16 protein-coding genes are annotated in these 22117 nt (G+C 64.9%); 8 read left to right on the plus strand and 8 right to left on the minus strand.

Annotated features, from left to right (window positions below; all coding sequences use genetic code 11):
* Positions 1–95: 95 nt before the first annotated feature.
* Positions 96–491, minus strand: a complete 396-nt coding sequence (locus tag IVA80_RS09585; protein WP_247428451.1) for an MAPEG family protein — start codon at positions 489–491, stop codon at positions 96–98.
* 81 nt (positions 492–572) lie between these two features.
* Between IVA80_RS09585 and hemH the strand changes: the two genes are divergently transcribed.
* The 4 genes from hemH (at position 573) to IVA80_RS09605 (ending at position 4292) form a co-directional block, all read left to right on the plus strand.
* Positions 573–1610 (plus strand): ferrochelatase, encoded by a 1038-nt coding sequence (hemH, locus tag IVA80_RS09590; protein WP_247428453.1) that lies wholly within the window; start codon positions 573–575, stop codon positions 1608–1610.
* Positions 1611–1621: 11 nt separating this feature from the next.
* On the plus strand, positions 1622–2599 hold the full coding sequence (locus IVA80_RS09595) for an ABC transporter substrate-binding protein (protein WP_247428455.1): 978 nt from the start codon (positions 1622–1624) through the stop codon (positions 2597–2599).
* Between the two features lie 231 nt (positions 2600–2830).
* Positions 2831–3826 (plus strand): SPFH domain-containing protein, encoded by a 996-nt coding sequence (locus IVA80_RS09600; RefSeq protein ID WP_247428458.1) that lies wholly within the window; start codon positions 2831–2833, stop codon positions 3824–3826.
* A gap of 22 nt (positions 3827–3848) precedes the next feature.
* Entirely contained in the window at positions 3849–4292 is a 444-nt protein-coding gene (locus IVA80_RS09605) for an NfeD family protein (RefSeq protein ID WP_247428461.1), read from the plus strand.
* A 166-nt stretch (positions 4293–4458) separates the two neighbouring features.
* Here IVA80_RS09605 and IVA80_RS09610 read toward each other — a convergent pair whose 3' ends face one another.
* Entirely contained in the window at positions 4459–4788 is a 330-nt protein-coding gene (locus tag IVA80_RS09610; protein ID WP_247428464.1) for a helix-turn-helix domain-containing protein, read from the minus strand.
* 72 nt (positions 4789–4860) lie between these two features.
* On the opposite strand from IVA80_RS09610, the gene IVA80_RS09615 reads away from it, so the two are divergent.
* Positions 4861–5415: a carboxymuconolactone decarboxylase family protein gene (locus tag IVA80_RS09615; RefSeq protein ID WP_247428467.1), complete on the plus strand. Its 555-nt coding sequence runs from the start codon at positions 4861–4863 to the stop codon at positions 5413–5415.
* Between the two features lie 158 nt (positions 5416–5573).
* Here the strand turns inward: IVA80_RS09615 and IVA80_RS09620 are convergent, their stop codons facing one another.
* A complete protein-coding gene (locus tag IVA80_RS09620) occupies positions 5574–6581 on the minus strand; it encodes a KpsF/GutQ family sugar-phosphate isomerase (protein ID WP_247428470.1) in 1008 nt (335 codons plus the stop codon).
* A gap of 190 nt (positions 6582–6771) precedes the next feature.
* Between IVA80_RS09620 and IVA80_RS09625 the strand changes: the two genes are divergently transcribed.
* Positions 6772–8532: an outer membrane beta-barrel protein gene (locus IVA80_RS09625; RefSeq protein ID WP_247428473.1), complete on the plus strand. Its 1761-nt coding sequence runs from the start codon at positions 6772–6774 to the stop codon at positions 8530–8532.
* 179 nt (positions 8533–8711) lie between these two features.
* On the opposite strand, the gene IVA80_RS09630 is transcribed toward IVA80_RS09625, so the two are convergent.
* Both IVA80_RS09630 and gltB read right to left on the minus strand, forming a co-directional pair.
* Positions 8712–10163, minus strand: a complete 1452-nt coding sequence (locus IVA80_RS09630) for a glutamate synthase subunit beta (RefSeq protein ID WP_247428476.1) — start codon at positions 10161–10163, stop codon at positions 8712–8714.
* A 158-nt stretch (positions 10164–10321) separates the two neighbouring features.
* The gene (gltB, locus tag IVA80_RS09635) at positions 10322–15055 is read right to left on the minus strand and encodes a glutamate synthase large subunit (RefSeq protein ID WP_247428479.1); all 4734 of its coding nucleotides are present in this window, start codon (positions 15053–15055) and stop codon (positions 10322–10324) included.
* A 501-nt stretch (positions 15056–15556) separates the two neighbouring features.
* On the opposite strand from gltB, the gene IVA80_RS09640 reads away from it, so the two are divergent.
* Entirely contained in the window at positions 15557–16336 is a 780-nt protein-coding gene (locus IVA80_RS09640; RefSeq protein WP_247428482.1) for a hypothetical protein, read from the plus strand.
* A gap of 60 nt (positions 16337–16396) precedes the next feature.
* Here IVA80_RS09640 and IVA80_RS09645 read toward each other — a convergent pair whose 3' ends face one another.
* Together IVA80_RS09645 and IVA80_RS09650 are read right to left on the minus strand one after the other, a co-directional pair.
* Complete coding sequence (locus tag IVA80_RS09645) at positions 16397–17167, minus strand: alpha/beta hydrolase (RefSeq protein ID WP_247428485.1); 771 nt, start codon at positions 17165–17167, stop codon at positions 16397–16399.
* Positions 17168–17319: 152 nt separating this feature from the next.
* Positions 17320–17790: an Hsp20 family protein gene (locus IVA80_RS09650; RefSeq protein WP_247428488.1), complete on the minus strand. Its 471-nt coding sequence runs from the start codon at positions 17788–17790 to the stop codon at positions 17320–17322.
* Positions 17791–18025: 235 nt separating this feature from the next.
* Here IVA80_RS09650 and IVA80_RS09655 point away from each other — a divergent pair, with 235 nt between their 5' ends.
* On the plus strand, positions 18026–18973 hold the full coding sequence (locus IVA80_RS09655) for an alpha/beta hydrolase (RefSeq protein WP_247428492.1): 948 nt from the start codon (positions 18026–18028) through the stop codon (positions 18971–18973).
* A gap of 188 nt (positions 18974–19161) precedes the next feature.
* On the opposite strand, the gene IVA80_RS09660 is transcribed toward IVA80_RS09655, so the two are convergent.
* Positions 19162–21936, minus strand: coding sequence for a di-heme-cytochrome C peroxidase (locus IVA80_RS09660; RefSeq protein ID WP_247428495.1), 2775 nt, complete (start codon positions 21934–21936; stop codon positions 19162–19164).
* Positions 21937–22117: the final 181 nt, after the last annotated feature.

Below are 22117 nucleotides of genomic sequence, written 5' to 3' on the forward strand. Positions count from 1 at the left end.
GCTTGCCTTCCAACCAAGCCGCGCGACGCGCGCCACAAATAGCGCCGTAGCTAGCGCGGCTTGGCTGGAAGGCTGCCCGGGGCCCGTTACCCCATCTACGGCAAAAAACGCTTCAGCATCGGCATGAAGAAGATCCCGAGATTGATCGCAAAGCCGATGCTCCAGAGGATCGAGCGCAACCTCGGGCGGTTGCCGAGATAGGTCAGCACGTAGGCGATCCGCACGATCAGGAACAGCACGGCGAGCTCGTCGATCAGCCGCTGCGGTGAATCCCGGAATTCGGCGAGCAGCACGGCGAAGGCGAAGAACGGAAAGGTCTCGATGCCGTTCTGGTGGGCGCCGAGCGCGCGCTGCGCGAGGGCGTCCTCGAAGAAGGCGGGGTCGCGCGGCCGGGAATTGTCGAAGCGGCGAAATCTGATCCACTTGATCGAGACGATCGTCGCCAGATAAAGCAGCAGCGCTCCAAATACGCACCATTCCGCGAGTGTCATCTTCCCTCCCCGCCCGGGTGCGAGCCTAGCGAAATCGGCCTCATCTTGACAAGATCGGGGTAACGCGCGACGCAACGGACCATGTCGACAATTGCCCCCATCGCAGCCGCGAGGTCGGCCTCCCGGTCCAGTCTGCCGCGCGTCGGCGTGCTCCTGGTCAATCTCGGCACGCCCGATACGGCCGATGCGCCCGGCGTGCGGGTCTATCTGAGGGAATTCCTCTCGGACGCCCGCGTCATCGAGGACCAGGGTCTGGTCTGGCAGCTCGTGCTCAATGGCATTATCCTGCGCCGCCGTCCCCGCACCAAGGCGCTGGATTATCAGAAGATCTGGAACAATGAGCGGAACGAATCGCCGCTGAAGACCATCACGCGCGCGCAGGGCGACAAGCTTGCAGCCGCACTGTCGGACCGCGACCACGTCGTTGTGGATTGGGCGATGCGCTACGGCAATCCCTCGATCAAGTCCGGCATCGACGCACTCATCGCAAAAGGTTGCGACAGGATCCTCGCCGTGCCGCTCTATCCGCAATACTCCGCCTCGACCTCGGCGACGGTTTGCGACGAAGTGTTCCGTGTGCTGGCGCGCCTGCGCGCGCAGCCGACGCTGCGGGTGACGCCGCCTTATTATCAGGACGAGGCCTATATCGAGGCGCTCGCGATCTCGATCGAGACGCATCTGGCGACGCTGCCGTTCGAGCCGGAGCTGATCGTCGCCTCCTTCCACGGCATGCCGAAATCCTATGTCGACAAAGGCGATCCCTATCAGAGCCACTGCGTCGCCACGACCGAGGCGCTGCGCCGCCGGCTCGGCATGGACGTCACAAAGCTGCTGCTGACCTTCCAGTCGCGCTTCGGCAACGACGAGTGGCTCCAGCCCTACACCGACAAGACAATGGAGCGGCTCGCCAAGGAAGGCGTGCGCCGCATCGCGGTGGTAACGCCCGGGTTTTCCGCCGACTGCCTGGAGACGCTTGAGGAGATCGCGCAGGAGAATGCCGAGATATTCAAGCACAATGGCGGCGAGCAGTTTTCCGCGATCCCCTGCCTCAACGACAGCGATCCCGGCATGGACGTGATCCGGACGCTCGTGCTGCGCGAGCTTCAGGGCTGGATCTGATGGCATGTCCCATGAACCGCCGCGGGATTCTGGCGCTTCTTGGGACAATCGCCGCGCGGCCGGCCTCAGTGCTGGCGCAGCAGCCGAACCCGACGCGACGGCTCGGCGTGCTCTCGGTCACGGCCGCGGATGACGCGATCGGGCAGGCCCGCAGCACGATCCTGGTCGAGGCGCTCGCCGTCCAAGGCTGGAAGGAGCACAACAACCTCAGCATCGATTGGTGCAACGGCGCCGGCGACCGGGAACGCATCGCGCGGCTCGCCGACGAACTCGTGGCGCTCAAGCCGGACATCCTGCTCGCGGTCGGAACGCCCTCGGTAGAGGAACTGCGCCAGCGCACCACGACGATCCCGATCGTGTTTGCCGTCGTCACCGATCCCGTCAGTCAGGGTTTTGTCCAGAACCTCGCCCATCCCGGCGGCAATATCACCGGCTTCACCGATTACGACGGCCCGCTGGCCGGCAAATGGTTGGAGATGCTGACGCAGGTTACGCCAAAAGTGTCACGCGTCTTCGTCGTCTACAATCCTGCCACCGCGCCGTTCGCGCCCCTGATGCTGCGCACGATCGAGGATGCCGCACGGACGCTTCATGTGACGGTCGAGGCAGCACCAGTTCACGACTTGGCCTCGATCGCCGCGCTGGCTTCGCGGCAAGACGGCGGCCTGCTGATCCTGCCGGACTTCTTCACCATGGCCAATCGTGCGCCTCTCCTGGCTGCAATCAGCGAAGCCCGCCTGCCGGCGGTGTTCTGGAGTCGCACCTTCGTGGGCGAGGGCGGGCTGATGTCCTACAGCACAGACAGCGCCGAGCAGGTCCGCCGCGCCGCCTCTTACATTGATCGTATCCTGAAGGGAGCACAGCCTGCCGACCTTCCGGTCCAGAATTCCACCAAGTTCGAGCTCACGATCAACCTGAAGACGGCCAAGGCGATCGGCGCCACACTTTCATCGAGCCTGCTGGCAATCGCGAACGAGGTCATCGAATAGGCTTGTCGGGTGACAGGCGGTACGGTCAGAAACGTTAATGCCGGCGGCTAAATCTGCGCCTGTGCGCTTTCAAGAGCGCTTTGCAAATACTTAATCGTGACCGTTCCCTCTGCGTACGTCTTGTGCAGAATTGCGCGGATGCCGACGTGAGTCGCGACCGCTGAACCGGTAGGGTCGTGATCCCGACCAATGACAGCGCGGGAAATGTTCTTTTCCTGCCTTGGAGGATATATGAGCGGTTTCGACGTTTTCGCGATTGTGCTGGTGTTGCTCGTCATCGTTACGCTCATTGCGGGCGTGAAGACGGTGCCGCAGGGCTATGACTGGACCATCGAGCGGTTCGGCAAATACACCCAGACGCTGACACCGGGGCTCAATCTGATCGTGCCCTATTTCGATCGCGTCGGACGCAAGATCAACATGATGGAGCAGGTGATCAACATTCCCGAGCAGGAGGTGATCACCAAGGACAATGCCACCGTGACGGTGGACGGCGTCGCCTTCTTCCAGGTGTTCGACGCGGCCAAAGCGAGCTATGAGGTCTCCAACCTGGAGCAGGCGATCATCGTGCTGACCATGACCAACATCCGCTCGGTGATGGGCTCGATGGATCTCGACCAGGTGCTGTCGCATCGCGACGAGATCAACGAGCGCCTGCTGCGCGTGGTCGATGCCGCGGTCTCGCCCTGGGGCCTCAAGGTCAACCGGATCGAGATCAAGGACATCGTGCCGCCGGCCGACCTGGTCGAAGCGATGGGACGGCAGATGAAGGCCGAGCGCGTCAAGCGCGCCGACATCCTGCAGGCCGAAGGCGCGCGCCAGTCCGAAATCCTGCGCGCCGAGGGCGCCAAGCAGGGCCAGATCCTCCAGGCCGAGGGCCGCCGCGAGGCCGCTTTTCGCGACGCCGAGGCGCGCGAGCGCCTGGCGGAGGCCGAGGCCAAGGCGACCCAGATGGTCAGCGAGGCCATCAGCAAGGGCGACGTCGCCGCGCTGAACTATTTCATCGCCGACAAGTACATCAAGGCATTCGGCCAGCTCGCGGACTCGCCGAATCAGAAGATCATCATGCTGCCGGTGGAAGCGATGAGCATGCTGGGCTCACTCGCCGGCATCGGCGAAATTGCCAAGGCGACGTTCGGCGAAAGCGCGGCGTCCGCGGCGGCTGCCGTCCGTCGCGGTTCGGTGCCGCCGTCCAGCCCCACGCCGCCGGCGGTGCCGCCGCGGTAGGGAAAATGAAAGAGGTCGTGTCATGACCGACATGTTCGTATCGCTTGGGACCTGGAACTGGCTGATCTTCGGCTTCATCCTGATGGCGCTGGAGGTGCTGGCGCCGGGCGTCTTCCTGTTCTGGCTCGGGCTCGCCGCGCTCCTGGTCGGCCTGATCTCGTTCGCGGTCGCTGTGTCCTGGCAGTTGCAGCTCGTGATGTTCGCGGTGTTCGCAGCCGCTGCCGTGCCGGTGTGGCGCCGCCTCGCCCGGCCGAAGCTCGGTGCAAGCGCCAGCCCCTTCCTCAACAAACGCACCGAGGCGCTGCTCGGCCGCGAGTTTACGCTGGAGAAGCCGATCATCGACGGTAGCGGCACGGTCCGTATCGGCGACACCGTGTGGCGCGTCGCCGGCCCGGATATTCCGGCGGGGACAAGGGTGAAGGTCGTGCAGGTGGACGGTGCTAATCTGACGGTCACGGCGGCGTAGCCTTTTCTTACCTCGCCCCGCTTGCGGGGAGAGGTCGGATTGCATCGAAGATGCAATCCGGGTGAGGGGGAGTTTCCGCGAGTCCATCTCTCACCTTGTTTGCAGAAGCAGCCCCTCACCCCAACCCTCTCCCCGTAAGAACGGGGAGAGGGAGGCAACCGGCGTCTCAGCTCTTCTTCCACCTCTCCGCAAACCGGTGCAGCGGCATGAACGTCTCGCACAATTCCCGCCCGAGCGCCGTCAGGCCGTAACCTCCAGTTTCGCCCAGCTCCACGAATCCCGCCTCGCGCAGCTCCGTCAGCCGCGCTTGCAGCACCGTCGGCGAAGCCTCGTCGCAGGCGGTGCGCAAGCCGCGGGAGGTGAGGGGTTTTGCGCGCAACTCCCACAAGATACGCAGGCTCCAGCGTCGGCCCAGGAGGTCGAGCAGTGCCATGATCGGCCGCCCGGTGCGCGAGCCACGCACGGTCCGCCCCTTTGATGCTGCCTGTTTCGCCATCCTCACCCTCTTGCGTGATGCTACAAATAATGTAGCATTCTGCTACAATAATGGTAGCAATGGAGACAGCTGATGTCCCTGGCCACACCACGCATTGCCCCGCTCGCGCCGCCTTATCCCCCGGAGATCCAGGCCCAGTTCGACCGTATCATGCGCGGCGCGCCGCCGCTGGTGCTGTTCCGGGTGATGGCGGGCCACGCCCGCGCCTGGGACAAGTTCCGCGCCGGCGGCCTGCTCGATCCCGGCCCGCTGTCGCTGCGCCAGCGCGAGATCGTCATCGACCGGACCTGCGCGCTGACCGGATGCGAATATGAATGGGGCGTGCACGTCGCGATTTTTGCGGGACCTGCGCGGCTCACCGCGGAGGAGGTGCACGCGACGGTGCTGGGCGATGCGATGTCACCGTGCTGGTCGCCGGCGGAGCAGGCGCTGATCGCCGCCGTCGACGCGCTGCATCACCGCGCGACATTCGATGACGAGGAGTTCGCCGCGCTGTCGGCGCATTACGACGAGGCGCAGATCCTGGAGATCATGCTGCTGTGCGGCTTCTACCGCACGGTGTCGTATCTGGCGAACGGGCTGAAGCTGCCGCTGGAAGAGACCGCGGCGCGGTTTGCGCAGGCCTGATCGCTGCCATTGCGAGGAGCACCGCGCCCTCGCTGTCATTCCGGGGCGCGCGAAGCGTGAGCCCGGAATCCATCGTGCAGCGACCTCGGTGTGAGATCGATTCCGGGCTCGCGCCAAGTGGCGCGCTCCGGAATGACGAGGCGTAGAGGCGGCGCGCCCTACGCCACGCCCGCCCGCAACAGATCGTGCAGATGCACGATACCCACCAGCTTGTCCGCCGCGGTCACGACCAGCGTCGTGATCTTGCTTGTGTTCAACACCTCGATCATCTCGGTGGCGAGCATCGAGGGCGGCACGGTCTTCGGCTGCTTCGTCATGATATCGTCGACGGACGCGGTCAAAAGATCCGGCCGCATGTGGCGGCGCAGGTCGCCGTCGGTGATGATGCCGGCGATCTCGTTGCCTTCCGTGACGATGCAGACGCAGCCCAAGCCCTTGGCGGACATCTCCATCACCGCGTCCGACATCTTGGTACCGAGCGGCTTGACCGGGATCTCCGCGCCCGTGCGCATGTAGTCGCGGACGAATTTAAGCATCGCGCCGAGCTTGCCGCCGGGGTGGAAATGCGCGAACTCCAGCGCGGTGAAGCCGCGGCCTTCGAGCAGCGCGATGGCGATGGCATCGCCGATCGCGACCTGCATCATCGTGGAGGTGGTCGGCGCCAGATTGTGCGGGCAGGCCTCGCGCGCCTTCGGCAGCTCGATCACGATGTCCGCCGCTTGTCCAAGCGAGGATGCCGCGTTCGACGTCACCGCGATCATCGGGATTGCGAAGCGCGCCGAATAGTTCACGAGCGTCTTCATCTCCGGCTGCTCGCCGGACCAGGACAGTGCCATGATGACATCGTCGGTCGTGATCATGCCGAGGTCGCCATGGGCGGCTTCGGCGGTGTGCACGAAGAAAGCGGGCGTGCCGGTCGAGGCCAGCGTCGCCGCGATCTTGCGCGCCATGTGGCCGGATTTGCCGAGGCCGGTGACGATGACGCGGCCCTTGGCGTTGCGGATCAGGTCGACCGCCTTGGCGAAGGTCGCGCCCAGCGGACCGCGCAGCGCGGCGGCGAGCGCATTGATGCCGCCGCTCTCCGTCTCCAGCGTGCGGAGCGCGGATTCGACGCTGTCGGGGATGGAGCCGGATGATTGGGTCATCAGCGGTTTCGAGCTCGGCATGTTCAGGTCCAGGGAGGAGGGGCATTCGCCCGTTGGCGCCTGCTTAGCATGCCGAGACCTGCGAGGCGACGCGAGCGACCAAGCCCTCAACCGGTCATTAACCATAATTGTTTTAACTCTATTAACGATGGTTCCCGCCAACCGGCGGAGGTCGTCGTGAAAGTGTTTGATTTCGTTGAGGAATTCTATCGTGGGGTCGCCTCCAGGCATTGGCCGGAGCAAACGCGCGCATTTCCTGCGCGCGGCTTTGCCGTGTCTTGTGCTGACCGCCCTCGAAAGTGCGCCGGCGGCTGCCCAGAGCCTCACGCCCGACCTCTTCAATCCGAACCGCGGCGGCTTTGCCTCGCCTGACACGCTGCCGACGCGTCGCACGGCGGGCGTGCCGCTTGCGCCGTCGGATGCGCTCCCGGCGCTGCCCGATCCCAATGCCGCGCCGCGCGGGCGCCAGCAGGCGCCGGCAATCTCGCGCGTCGGCCAAACCCCGGCCAATCAGGTCCCGACCTATGGCCTGCCCGCCGCCAACGGCGCGAGCAGCTCCGGCTATGACTCGCTGAACCGCAAGCGGCAGCAACCGAAGCTCTATCCGGGTCAACCGAAGTCGAAGCGCGCTGCCGGCCCCGGTTCGCCAGTGCCATCCGCAAAGCCGCCGGTGTCCACACTCGGCTTGCCGCGGATCGCGCCGCCGCCATCCGAGACCGCGAACAAGGCGCCGGTGCCGGCGGCGATGGCGGGCACCGTGCCCGGTCAGCCGCAGCGCCGCCGCCTCAGGCCCGACGACGAACCGTTCGGAGCTGTCGGCGATTATGCCGGCAGCTTCCTGATCAAGGGCGGGCTCGAGCTCTCCGCCGGCTACGACACCAATCCTGCGCGGCTGAACAAGCCGGTCGGCTCGCCGGTCTATGTGGTCGCGCCCGATCTTCTCGTGGTGTCAGACTGGAAACGCCACGCGCTGGTCGCGGATTTGCGCGGCTCGTTCTCCGGCTACACCAACAACATGCCGGCCACGATCGACGGCTTCGCCTCGCCGTCGCCGGTCGAGATCGATCGCCCCGATTTCACCGGCCATGTCGACGGCCGCCTCGACGTCGACCGCGACCTCAAGCTGACCTCGCAGCTCCGCCTGCGGCTGGCCACCGACAATCCTGGCAGCCCGAACGTGCAGGCCGGCCTGCAGAAATATCCTGTTTACGCGAGCTATGGCGGCACCTTCGGCTTCGACCAGACCTTCAACCGCTTCCAGGTCGCGGCCGGCGCCACCGTCGATCGCACGGCCTACACCAACTCCAAGCTCACCGACGGCTCGACCTTCAGCAACGACGACCGCGACTTCAACCAGTATGGCGGCGTGGGGCGCTTCTCCTACGAGCTGAAGCCGGGCTTGAAGCCGTTCGTCGAGATCCAGGGCGACACCCGCGTCCACGACCAGGCCGCGGACCGCAACGGCTACTTCCGCGATTCAAACGGCGGCTACGCCAAGGTCGGCTCGTCCTTCGAGTTCTCGCGCATCCTCACCGGCGAGGTCTCGGTCGGCTACTCCGCGCGCAACTATGTCGACCCGCGCCTGAGCCAGCTCGCAGGCTTCCTCACCTCGGGCTCGTTGATCTGGAGCGCGAGCGGCCTGACCACGGTGAAATTCTTCACCGACACGCAGATCGCCGAGACCACCGTTCCCGGCTCCTCCGGCGTGCTGGTGCGCACTTACGCCGTTGAAGTCGATCACGATTTCCGCCGCTGGCTCACCGCGGTCGGCAAGTTCACCTACGGCACCTACGACTATCAGGGCCAGAACCGCAACGACAAGACCTACTCGCTCGAAGGCAATTTGATCTACAAGCTCAACCGCAACCTCTGGATCAAGGGCACGCTCCGCCACGACATCCTGGACTCGAACCAGCCGGGATCGAGCTCGCAGGGGACCGTGATGATGGTGGGGGTGAGGCTGCAGAACTGAGGGCTGTGGGATGCGCCAGGAGTGAGATGAGGCGCGAGGGTGCGGGCCTCTCCGCTCGTCATTCCGGGGCGCGCCACTTGGCGCGAGCCCGGAATCCATCGGGCCTCAGGTGGCGTGGATGAATGGATTCCGGGCTCGCTCTTCGCGCGCCCCGGAATGACCGGCAGCGGAGCGAGCAGCTACCGCGGCAGGTCCGTCCTCCCCATCAAAAACGCATCGATCGACCTTGCGCACAGCCGGCCCTCGCGGATCGCCCACACCACCAGCGATTGCCCTCGGCGCATGTCGCCGGCCGTGAACACGTTCGGGCGCGAGGTCTGATAGTCCAGCGTGTTGGCCTTGACGTTGCCGCGCGGGTCGAGATCGACCGAGAGCATCTTCAACAGGCCCTCGTGCACGGGGTGCACAAAACCCATCGCGAGCAGGACGAGGTCGGCATCGAGCTCGAACTCGGTGCCGGCAATCGGCTTGAACTTGTCATCGACGCGGACGCAGTGCAGCTTCTTGACCTTGCCGTTCTCGCCGGAGAACTTCTGGGTCAGCACGGCGAATTCGCGGACCGCGCCTTCGGCCTGACTGGAGGACGTGCGCATCTTCAGCGGCCAGTTCGGCCAGGTCAGGCCCTTGTTCTCGTGCTCGGGCGGGGCGGGCATGATCTCGAGCTGCGTCACCGAGAGCGCCCCCTGGCGCAGCGAAGTGCCGATGCAATCTGAGCCGGTGTCGCCGCCGCCGATGACGACGACATGCTTGCCGCCGGCCAAAATTTCGGTGACGCCGCCCAGCGGCTCGCTGGAGACGCGGCGGTTCTGCTGCGGCAGGAAATCCATTGCATAGTGGATGCCGTCGAGCTCGCGGCCGGGGATCGCCAGGTCGCGCGGGGCTTCGGCGCCGCCGGTCAGCGCCACGGCGTCGTACTCGTTGAGCATCTCGCGCGGATCGACGTTGCCGTCAGCCCCGACATGGCTGTTGTAATGGAAGGTAACGCCTTCACCCTCCATCTGCGCCACGCGGCGGTCGATCACGTTCTTTTCCATCTTGAAGTCCGGAATGCCGTAGCGCAGCAGGCCGCCGGCCTTGGCGTACTTCTCGAACAGATGCACGTCGTGGCCGGCGCGCGCGAGCTGCTGCGCGCAGGCCATGCCGGCCGGACCGGAGCCGATCACCGCGACCTTCTTGCCGGTCTTGACGGCAGCGACCTCAGGCGTCAGCCAGCCATTGTCCCAGGCGCGGTCGACAATCGCGCATTCGATGGTCTTGATGGTGACAGGGTTGTCGTCGATGTTGAGCGTGCAGGACGCCTCGCACGGCGCAGGACAAATGCGGCCGGTGAACTCAGGGAAGTTGTTGGTCGAGTGCAGGTTGCGCGAGGCCTCTTCCCAATTGCCCTGGTAGACAAGGTCGTTCCAGTCGGGGATCTGGTTGTTGACCGGGCAGCCGGGCGTGCCGGGCGCGACCGAGCCGGTGCCGTGGCAATAGGGAATGCCGCAATTCATGCAGCGCGCGGCCTGGTCGCGCGTTTCCTTCTCGGAGAGGGGAACGACGAATTCGTGAAAATGTTTCACGCGCTCGGCGACCGGCGCGTACTTGCTGTCATGCCGTTCGATTTCGAGAAAACCCGTGATCTTGCCCATCAAACCCGAAGTCCCTGCCGTTTAAGTTCGCTTGTTCTCTCTCCCCTCATCCTGAGGGGCGGCGCCCTTAGCGCCGCGTCTCGAAGGATGAAGGCCTCGCTGGTGACCTCATGGTTCGAGACGGCGCTTCACGCGTCCCCACCATAAGGGCTTTTTGTTTACGCCCCGATCGCGATTTTCGGCTCGGCGTCCGCGTTGGCGGCCATTTCGCGCAGCGCGCGCCGGTACTCGACCGGCATCACCTTGCGGAATTTGGGCAGCCAGTCCTTCCAGTTGGCAAGGATGTCGGCGGCGCGCCTGGAGCCGGTCGCCTTGGCGTGGCGCGTGATCAGGACGTGCAGGCGCTCGACATCGGAGTCGAGCAGGTCCTTGAACACGTCGACCCGGCCATGCGCCTCGAGGTCACCGGTGTGGTTATAGGTGCCGGCGTTGATCATCTCTTCCGACAGCACCGGCTCGAGCTCGACCATCGCCATGTTGCAGAGCTTGTCGAAGTCCCCGGTCTCGTCGAGCACATAGGCGATGCCGCCGGACATGCCCGCCGCGAAGTTGCGCCCGGTCTTGCCGAGCACGACCACGATGCCGCCGGTCATGTATTCACAGCAATGATCGCCGGCGCCTTCGACGACGGCAACGGCTCCGGAGTTGCGCACGGCAAAGCGTTCGCCGGCGACGCCGCGGAAGTAGCACTCGCCCTGGATCGCGCCATACATCACGGTGTTGCCGACGATGATGCTCTCTTCCGGCACGATGGCGCTGTTGGCGGGGGGCTTGACGATGATCCTGCCGCCCGAGAGACCCTTGCCGACATAGTCGTTGGCTTCACCTTCGAGCTCGAAGGTGACGCCTTGCGCCAGCCACGCGCCGAACGCCTGGCCGGCCGTGCCCTTGAGGTCGACGTGGATCGTGTCGTGCGGCAGGCCGGCATGGCCGTAGATCTTGGCGACCGTACCCGACAGCATGGCGCCCGCGGAGCGGTTGGTGCTGTTGATCGCGGCCTCGATCTTCACCGGCGCGCCGCGGTCGAGCGCGGGCGTCGCCTTCTCGATCAGGGTGCGGTCGAGCACGGCCTCCAGATGATGGTTCTGGCGCTCGGAGTGATAGATCTTCTGGCCCTTCTCTTCCTTCTGCTTGACGAACAGCTTCGAGAAATCGAGGCCCTTGGCCTTCCAGTGCGCGACCAGCTTGGTCTGGTCGAGCAGCTGCACCTGGCCGATCATCTCGTTGAAGGTGCGGAAGCCGAGCGAGGCCATGATCTCGCGGACTTCTTCGGCAACGAAGAAGAAGTAGTTGATGACGTGCTCGGGCTGGCCGGTGAAGCGCTTGCGCAGCACCGGGTCCTGCGTCGCGACGCCGACCGGGCAGGTGTTGAGATGGCACTTGCGCATCATGATGCAGCCCGCCGCGATCAGCGGCGCGGTCGCGAAGCCGAACTCGTCGGCACCCAGCAGCGCGCCGATTACGACGTCACGGCCGGTGCGGAAGCCGCCATCGACCTGGACCACGATGCGGCTGCGCAGCCGCTCGCGCACCAGCGTCTGGTGCGTTTCGGCCAGCCCAATCTCCCAGGGGCTGCCGGCGTGCTTGATCGAGGTCAGCGGCGAGGCGCCGGTGCCGCCCTCGAAGCCCGCGATGGTGACATGGTCGGCGCGCGCCTTGGCGACGCCGGCGGCGACCGTGCCGACGCCGATCTCGGAGACGAGCTTGACCGAGACGTCGCCGGTCGGGTTGACGTTCTTGAGATCGTAGATGAGCTGCGCCAGATCCTCGATCGAGTAGATGTCGTGGTGCGGCGGCGGCGAGATCAGGCCGACGCCCGGCGTCGAGTGCCGGACCTTGGCGATCGTCGCGTCGACCTTGTGGCCGGGCAACTGGCCGCCTTCGCCGGGCTTGGCACCCTGCGCCATCTTGATCTGCATCATGTCGGAGTTGACGAGATACTCCGTGGTGACGCCGAAGCGGCCCGAGGCAACCTGCTTGATCGCCGAGCGCATGCTGTCGCCGTTCGGCATCGGCTTGAAGCGGTCGGCTTCCTCGCCGCCTTCGCCAGTGTTCGACTTGCCGCCGATCCGGTTCATGGCGATCGCGAGCGTGGTATGCGCCTCGCGCGAGATCGAGCCGAAGCTCATCGCACCGGTGGCGAAGCGCTTGACGATGTCCTTGGCCGGCTCGACCTGGTCGAGGGCTACAGGCTTGCGCTTCTCTTCGTCCGCGTTCTTGATCCGGAACAGGCCGCGCAGCGTCAACAACCGTTCCGACTGCTCGTTCAGGATCTTTGCGAAGGCGCGATAGCGCTCCAGCGAATTGCCGCGCGCGGCGTGCTGAAGCAGCCCCACCGACTCGGCGGTCCAGGCATGGTCCTCGCCGCGGCTGCGATAGGCATATTCGCCGCCGACGTCGAGCGAGGTCTTGTAGACCAGCGCCTCGCCGAACGCGTCGGCATGACGGCGCACGGCCTCTTCCGCGATCTCGGACAGGCCCACACCCTCGACGCGGGTATGCGTGCCGGCGAAGAACTTTGCGACGAAGTCCGCCTTGAGGCCGACGGCGTCGAAGATCTGCGCGCCGCAATAGGACTGGTAGGTCGAGATGCCCATCTTGGACATCACCTTCAGCAGGCCCTTGCCGATCGACTTGATGTAGCGCTTGACGATCTCGTAATCGTCGAGCGAGCCGGGCAGGCGGTCCTTCATCGCAATGATGGTCTCGAACGCCAGATACGGATTGATCGCTTCGGCGCCGTAGCCGGCAAGGCAGGCGAAGTGATGCACTTCGCGCGGCTCGCCGGATTCGACGACGAGCCCGACCGAGGTGCGCAGGCCGGTGCGGATCAGATGATGATGCACGGCGGCGCAGGCCAGCAGCGAGGGAATCGGCACCCTGTCGGTGCCGACCATGCGGTCGGACAGGATGATGATGTTGACGCCCTCGCGCACCGCGCTTTCGGCGCGCGCGCAGAGTTCATCCAACACCTGGTCCATGCCGGCCGCACCGAGGCCGGCGTGGAAGGTGGTGTCCAGGGTGCGCGACTTGAAGTGGGATTCGGCCACGTCCGAGATCGAGCGGATCTTTTCGAGATCCGCGTCGGTCAGGATCGGCTGCCGCGCTTCGAGGCGCTTGGTGGTGGCGAGGCCCTTCAGGTCGAACAGGTTCGGCCGCGGTCCGATGATCGAGACCAGGCTCATCACCAGCTCCTCGCGGATCGGGTCGATCGGCGGGTTGGTGACCTGCGCAAAATTCTGTTTGAAATAGGTGAACAGCGGCTTGGCCCTGTCCGACAGCGCCGAGATCGGCGTGTCGTTGCCCATCGAGCCCGCGGCTTCCTCGCCGATCGAAGCCATCGGCGTCATCAGGATCGTGATGTCTTCCTGGCTGTAGCCGAACGCCTGCTGGCGATCGAGCAGCGACAGGTTTGAGCGCACGCCGGTGGTCGGCACCTTCGGCAGCTCTTCCAGCACGATCTGGGTCCGCTCCAGCCACTCCTTGTAGGGATGGCTCCTGGCGAGCTCGGCCTTGATCTCGTCGTCGGGGATCAGGCGGCCCTGCTCGAGATCCACCAGCAGCATCTTGCCGGGCTGAAGCCGCCATTTGGTGATGATCTGGTCCTCGGGGATCGTCAGCACGCCCATCTCGGACGCCATCACGATGCGGTCGTCCTTGGTCACGAGATAGCGCGCCGGCCGAAGGCCGTTGCGGTCGAGCGTGGCGCCGATCTGGCGGCCGTCGGTGAACGCGATCGCGGCGGGGCCGTCCCACGGCTCCATCAGAGCGGCATGATATTCGTAGAAGGCGCGGCGCGTCTCATCCATCAAGGGATTGCCGGCCCACGCCTCCGGAATCATCATCATCACGGCGTGCGGCAGCGAGTAGCCGCCCTGCACCAGGAATTCGAGCGCGTTGTCGAAGCAGGCTGTGTCCGACTGGCCTTCGTAGGAGATCGGCCAGAGCCGGTTGATGTCCTTGCCGTAGAGTTCGGAGCTCACGGAAGCCTGGCGCGCCGCCATCCAGTTGGTATTGCCGCGCAGCGTGTTGATCTCGCCGTTATGCGCGATCATGCGGTAGGGATGCGCCAGCGACCAGGCCGGGAAGGTGTTGGTCGAGAAGCGCTGATGCACCAGCGCCAGGGCGCTCTCGAAGTCCTTTTCGTGCAAATCGGGATAGTACTTGCCGAGCTGGTCGGCGAGGAACATGCCCTTGTAGATCACGGTGCGGCAGGACATCGAGCAGGGGTAATAGCCGGCGAGGCCGCGGTCGCGGCGCTGGTAGATCGCCTGCGAGATCGACTTGCGCAGGATGTAGAGCCGGCGCTCGAACTCGTCCTCGGTCCTGGCGGTGCCGTTGCGGCCGATGAACACCTGCATGCAGGCGGGTTCGGTCGGCTTCACGGTGACGCCGAGGGAGGAATTGTCGGTCGGCACGTCGCGCCAGCCGAGCAGGGTTAGGCCTTCTTCTTTGATCTGGTCGGCGATGATGCTCTTGATGACGTTGCGCCAAGCGGTGTCGCGCGGCATGAACAGCGCGCCGATGGCGTATTCGCCGGGGTTGGGCAGCGCGAAACCGAGCTCCCTGGCCTTGCGGCTGAAGAAGGCGTGCGGGATCTGCACCAGGATGCCGGCGCCATCACCGGCGCGCGGGTCGGCGCCGACCGCGCCGCGATGCTCGAGATTGCAGAGGATGCTCAGCGCGTCCGCGACGATCTCGTGGGACTTCTTGCCCTTGATGTTGGCGATGAAGCCGACGCCGCACGAATCCTTCTCCAGGCTCGGATCGTAGAGGCCTTCGGCCGGCGGGCGCGAATTGTGTTCCTGAATCGGATCGGTCGTTTTCGATGCGACCGTCGCCGACAGTTCGTCTGCCACGATGTTTGCGCGCTCGAATTGCGACCCGTTCATGGTTCCTGTCCTCTCCGTGCGGCAAGCTGCCTCACCGCCATCTTCGGCGCACCTTGGGCGTTCCGCGGCACCCGCTTCTGGGTCACCGCTCGTCCGCTGCGAGCCGCATTTTCTTAAATTCAGGCCTAGGCGTTCTACGTCCCCGAGAACGGCTTTGCCTGATACCTTCCTGGCGCTCGAAAGCACCAACTTTCGCTGCAATCCCTGTGCCGGAACCGCGAGCAAAATTGAGACAGCTTTCCTGTCCTAACCATCACCTTGCCAAACTTTTGTCTATCACACAAGCACGCGGAAGTCCCGATTCCCCACGTGTCAATCAGCTGTCAATCGCGCTTTCCGCATGGCGCGCGGCCCCGGTTTTGAAGCAAACGCGCCCTGATCCGGCCCTGCCGACGCCGAAATCCCGAATGAAGCTTCGGATCAGCCCTTCGAAAGGCGCACCACGCCGCAAGAAGCGAAAGAGCGCGAGGCATTCGGGGGCCTGACAGGAGCGTGTCGACCATGAAGTTTTTCACAGGATATGTGGCCGCTGCCACGCTGGTGCTAGCTGCGACCGCAGCACCAACGCAGGTTTTTGCGCAAGTCCCGGCGAATGGTATCGTGGGCGGGGCCACTATCGCGGTGTCGGATTTTGACGGCCCCTATGCGCCGCCGGAAGCCGCGCCTCCGCCGCCGCGTTATGGCTACAGCTATGAAGAGCGCGGCCCGGCGCCGGTGCTGCTGCCGTCGACGGAGGTTTACGCGGTGCTGCGCGAAAACGGCTTCTCGCCCCTCGGCATCCCGCGTCTGCGCGGCAGCGTCTACACCATCGCGGTGATCGATCGCCGTGGTGACGACGGCCGGCTGGTGATCGATGCCCGCGACGGAAGAATCTTGCGCTTCATGCCTGCCGCCGATGCCTACGGTATGGCGCCTACCTATGAGGTGCCCGCGGTTGCACCTTACCGCCCACAAAGCGCGCTGCCGCCGCCGACTATGGTCCGCAGCGGCCCGCCGCGCCCGCCGGCCCTGATCCCGCATGTGGCCAGCCGCACCGTGCCGCTGCCCAAGGCCGCCCCGCGCCGTGGCGAGGCGCCTGTCGCCGCCGCTGCCAAGCCCGCCGAGCCTGCGACGCAGCAGGCACAAGCGCCGCAGGCACAGCCCACACAACAGGCGGCCGCCGTGCAGGCAAAGCCCGCCGAGGCCGCACCGCCAGCCATCGCTCCAACCGTTGACCAGGCCAAGCCAGCCCCGACGATGCTGCCGACGCAGGAGATGCCGGCGGCTCAGGGGCTGGAGTAGCGCACGCCAACAAAAAGCGCCCGAAAAACTCGGGCGCTTCTGCATGCCAGCAACTGTGCCTCAGCTCCGCGCAGAACCCGCTGCTTCGAGGATGAAGTTCGCCACCTCCTTCGGATGCGACACCAGCGAGAGGTGGCCGGCATCGAGCTCGATCGTGGTGGCGTTCATCCGCTTGGCGAGGAAGCGTTCGAGATCGGGATTGATAGTGTAGTCGTTCTTCGACACCGCGTACCAGCTCGGCTTCGTGTGCCATGCGGCTTCCGTGGTGCGGCCGGCGAAGATCGAGGCCGCGGTCGGCCATTGCACGGCATACAGCTCCTTGGCCTGCTCCGGCTTCACGCCATTGGCGAAGTACTTCAGGAATGCGTCTTCCGAGAGCTTGGTATAGCCGTCGCGCTCGACGACGCCGGCGCGTACCGGTCCCGTCGGAAATTGCTTCGACAGCGCGACGAAATCCTCGTTGGCATCGGGCGCACGTGCGGCGACGTAGACGAGGCCGGTGACCTTCGGGTCGGTGCCGACCTGGCTGATCACGGTGCCGCCCCAGGAATGCGCGACCAGCACGGTCGGACCATCCTGCTCGGCCAGCACGCGCTTGGTCGCCTCGACGGAGTCCGCAAGCGACGACAGCGGGTTTTGCACGGCGGTGACGTGCAGGCCTGCGGCCTGGAGGATCGGGATCACCTCCGACCAGCTCGAGCCGTCGGCCCAGGCGCCGTGCACCAGCACAACGTTCTTGGCTTTCACCGTCTGCGGTGTCTGCGCGTGAGCAAGGCTGATGGGGGCCACCAAAAGGCTCGCGGCGACGAAAAGGCTGCGCCAAAGTGTCATGATCGTTCTCCGTCTTGTTTTGGGTTCGATGCCCAAAGGACGGAGCGCGCGGCAGCGCTGTTACGCCTCTTCACCGCTCTGTGATGCAGTGCAAGACGAAAAAACGCCCCGGGGCACCGGGGCGTTTTCGCAACCTGGAAGTGGCGCGTGCTTTAAGCGGCGGCCTTCGCGGCCGAGCTCTCGATCACCTGCGCGCCTTGCGCACCGGTGTTGATCGTGATCTGGCGGGGCTTCTTGGCTTCGGGAATCTCGCGTACGAGATCGACATGAAGCAGGCCATTCTCGAGCGAGGCATCCTTGACCTGCACAAAATCGGCAAGCTGGAAGGCGCGCTCGAAGGCACGCGCGGCGATGCCGCGGTAGAGCACCTCGTTCTTGCTGTTCTCGTTGGCGACCTTCTCGCCCTTGATCGTCAGCGTGTTTTCCTTCGCGACGATGGAGAGCTCATCCTTGGCAAAGCCCGAGACCGCAACGGTGATGCGGTAGTCGTTCTCGCCAGTACGCTCGATATTGTAAGGGGGATAACCGGGGCTGCCGTCCGAACCGGCCTGGTCGAGCAGGTTGAAGAGGCGGTCGAAGCCGACGGTGGAACGATAGAACGGAGTCAGATCGTGGGTACGCATGGTCAAGTCCTCCATTGAGCGACTGTTGCATTGAGCGACTGTTGGTAACCCGCCCGCCAATCGGGCCGGGCTTTAGTCTGTGTGCAGCCTGATGTTCCGGTTCCGAAACACTGGTAGCGGCCTGCACCATGGTGATATGGGTTCAGGGGAACGGCGTTCAAGAGGCGGCAATTCGCGCCTTTTCGGCGCTCCCGCCCCTTGGTTTGCAGTCCTTCGCGCCTAACCACTTCCAATCATGACGCTGGTCTCGATTCCGTCCAATCCCGTTCCCGAAGACGTCGTCAGCGGCACCGTCAAGACTCCCGACGGCGCCGAGCTGCGCTTTGCGCGCTGGGCGCCGCCGGCGAACCGCAAGGGCACGGTCTGCGTCTTCACCGGACGCAGCGAGCAGATCGAGAAATATTTCGAGACCGTGCGCGACCTGCGCGACCGCGGCTTTGCGGTGGCGATGATCGACTGGCGCGGACAGGGCCACTCCTCGCGCCGCCTGCGCGATCCGCGCAAGGGCTATGTGCGCGACTTCGCCGATTTCGAGATCGACGTCGAGACCTTCGTGCAGCAGGTGGTGCTGCCGGATTGTCCGCCGCCCTTCTTCGCACTCGCGCACTCCATGGGCGGCACCGTGATGTTGCGGGTAGCGCATGCCGGCAAGCGCTGGTTCGATCGCATGGTGCTGTCGGCGCCGATGATCGACCTGCCCGGTCGTGCCACCTCGTTTCCGGCGCGGACGCTGCTGAAGACGATGCGGGCGTTGGGGATGGGCGGCCGCTATGTCCCCGGCGGTAGCGACCAAATCACCGGGCTCAATCCCTTCATCAACAATCCGCTGACCAGCGATCCCGTGCGCTATGCGCGCAATGTCGCGATCCTGGAGGAGGATCCGACGCTCGGGCTCGCCTCACCGACGGTCGCCTGGGCCGATACCGCCTTCCGCGCCATGAACACCTTCAAGGGCAAAAACTATCCGTCCGAGATCCGCCAGCCGATCCTGATGCTGGCGGCGTCCAGCGACACCGTGGTCTCGACCGCGGCGATCGAGGAGTTCGCGTATCATTTGCGCGCCGGCTCCCATCTCGTGATCGCCGGCGCCAAGCACGAGATCCTCCAGGAGCAGGACCGCTACCGCTCCCAGTTCTGGGCCGCCTTCGACGCCTTCGTGCCGGGCACGCCGCTGTTCAAGTGAGGCCGAAGCGGCGGTGCGCTCCCTCGCCCCGCTTGCGGGGAGAGGGTTGGGGTGAGGGGGAGTCTCCGCGGGGACGGTGAGAGTTGAGTTTGCGGAGAGTCCCCCTCACCCGAATTCGATCTTCGATCGACTTCGACCTCTCCCCGCAAGCGGGGCGAGGTGAAGAAGACCTCGTTTCACATCGTCAACTACAGCGTCTTCAGATACTCGATCAGGTCGTAGCGCTCGTTATCGTCCTTGAACACGCGGCCGATGACGCCGGGGCGTTTCGGCTCGCCCTCCTTGCGCTCGAAGGAATGGCCGAGCACGCTGTTGCCCTGGATCGGCTTGCCGTCGGAGCCGGTCATTGAGAACTGCGTTTCGCCCGTCTTGCAGCGCTCGTCGGCGGTGACCGCAAAGCCGACGGTCACGGGATCATAGTCGCGGCGGCCCATGCAGAATTTTTGCGGACGCTCGTTCTGCGGCTTGAGCAGCCAGTAGAGCGAAGGCACCGAACCGTTGTGCAGATAGGGCGCGGTGGCCCAGATGCCGTTCAGCGGCCGGGCGCGGTAGCGCGGCCCGGGCGCCGGATTGAGACAGTTCTTGCGCGCGAGATTCCACAATTTCGCCCGCTCGGCTTCCGGAGTCTTGTCGTCGTCCATCCATTTGCGAGCAACGAGATCGACGACGGTCATGAGGCCGAGCGCATAGACCATTTCGGTCGGCGAACTCGCGGTCGGGATATCGCATTGCCACCAGGTCTGGAGGTCCGCCGTATTCACCTTCAGGAAGCCAGGCAGGTCGACGATCCTGTTGCTGAGCACGAGCGACTGTTCGGGGTCCGTCTTGATCTCGTCGAGCGGGATCGTCACCGCGTTCAGCACCTTGCTGTCGCCATTCGGCTCCCAATGTCCCGAGGACCAGAAGGCCTTGGTGTCGACGGCCGGCAGATGGCATCCAGAGCACATCTCAGTGTAGATCTTGCGGCCATTGTCGACCTTCTTCTGGTCGATCCTCCATGCGTCGCCGAGGATGTGCGAGGGCCATTGCGGTGCCAGCAGGCCGCCGAATTTCGGATCGGCCGAGGAATCGGCCGGCTTGAACGGATCGGGGCCCCTGAGCATGTCCTCGATCCAGCCGAGTGTCTTGATGTGAACCGAGGACCGCCAAAGCCTGTCCTCCGGATAGGCGCCTGACAGGTTGAGCAGCGCGGTAACGCCGAGGGCTTCGCCGGCGTTGCGGATCAGCGGCTGCTCGATCGAGGCGTCGTATTGGGCGAACTTGAACCACGGCACGGTCCAGATCGCGGGGAAGCTGACCGGCGCGTCCTGGGCATGCAGGTTCTTCTCGAAGCCACTGATGCCGCTGAGCGCGAGATCCTGCGAGAACACCTGGTTGCCGATGCGATTGAGGGCGTCGAGGCGGCCGAACCCTTCCTCTGTATCCTTCTGCTGCTTGCCGTCCCAGGTCTTCTTGCCTTCAATCGTCTTTTCCTGGATTTTCGCCCAGTCGATCAGGAAGTTGCCGATGACGCTGAGCTTCTGCTTGAGCGCATCGCGGTCCGCCTTGCCGGCTTCGGGTCCGAGCACACGATCGGCGAAGCGCTGGAAGCGGAACGGGACGTATAGCGTGTAGGCGATCGACAGGCCGGTGGAGAGCTCGAGCTTCTTCAGGTCGGTCATGGCCGGGCCGCCGTCGAAGCGGACGTCGATGCCCTGGTAGTGGATCTGGCCGGTATGGCAGGCCGCGCAGGTCAGCCCGATCTTGTCCTGTTCGCGATGGCCCGTTGCGGGATCGGTGACACCGGTCATCCATGCGAATCCGACCGGCAGGCCATCGACGTTCTCGGCGGGGGTCCACCTCGTCGACCAGTCCGGCACCTGCTTCGTCTCATAGACATTGGCGTAGCCGAAGCGCCGCAGCGTCGTCGCGTCGGCCTGGATCGACTGCGGGCTCGGGATGAAGCCGAAGCGCTCGAGATAGGCGCTGTCCTTCATCATGCCCGGCCGGGAGAACAGATGAAGGCGCGGCTGCTCCAGCGCCATGAACCAGTCATAGGGCACCGGAAAGGTCGCAGTGCCCTGGCTGACGTGATGGAACCAGTGCCGGTCCTTCAGCGACCAGTTCTGCTCGAGCCAGAAGGCGGCCTTCGTCTCGGGGACCGCGGGCAGGGGCGGCGGCAGAAGCTTCACGAGGATGCCCTTCTGCGGCAGCATGGCGCGGACCTCGTTGGGGAATTCGGCGACCGCTACGAGGGCGGCAAGACCGAGGCCGATAACGAGCCCTGCGAGTGCGAACGCCCAGCGAAACCTGAGCTGGCAGGCCGACAGCAGCGGCTGCGACAATACCCGCTGGCTGATACGGTCGGGGAATTTGCGCTCGTTGAACAACGTGCGCACGTCGGCCACGCTGAGATAGCGGTCCTCATCCTTGCCTTTGCCCTTGCCCACGATCTTCAGCAGGATCGGCCACTCGAACTTCATCAGCAGCGGGTAGTACCAGCGCGCGGCGCTGCCGGCGCGCTTCAGGTTGTCGTGCATGAAGGTCTTGATTTCCGCGGCGTTGAGGCCGGGCTCGCTGCTGCCGGTGTTCGGATCGACGTAGGTCCGGCCGAAGCTCGCAAGCCGCGCGATCTCATCCTCGTTGACCTTGCCGTCGACGCCGAGGATGCGCGAGCCGGCTCCGCGCTTGTCGAGAGGGCCGCCGCGCAGCGCATCGAGCTGCGCGCCGGACCAGATGCTCTTCAGGATGTGAGCGAAGCCGTTGGCGATGAGCGCCACCCCGCGGACCTGGATGCGGGCCGAGACCTTCTTCAGCCCGCTCTCGCCGCTCGCATTCGCGATGGTCTGCGACAACGTGATGAGGGGGACGGTCCCGCCGTCGACGAAACCTTCGCCGACGAGGCCACGCAGGAAAGGGCAGGGATTGTCTGGCGAGACCTGGATCGAGGGATCGAAGCGAGGCTTCGAGGCGGGGTCGTTCATGGCCCAAAATCCTGAAAACAGCGAATCGTGAAATGAAGACGCGCCGATAGAGCGAGGAAAGTCCTCGCAAATCAACAGCAGGCTATACTACTTCAGCGTGTAGCGGAGTGTGGCGGAATTCACTGTCGTGTCAATAAAAGCCGGCGCGAGGTTGTCGGGGGACTGCGTAGCAACCGAGAAG

The sequence above is a fragment of the Bradyrhizobium sp. 139 genome (assembly GCF_023074175.1).
Lineage (GTDB): Bacteria > Pseudomonadota > Alphaproteobacteria > Rhizobiales > Xanthobacteraceae > Bradyrhizobium.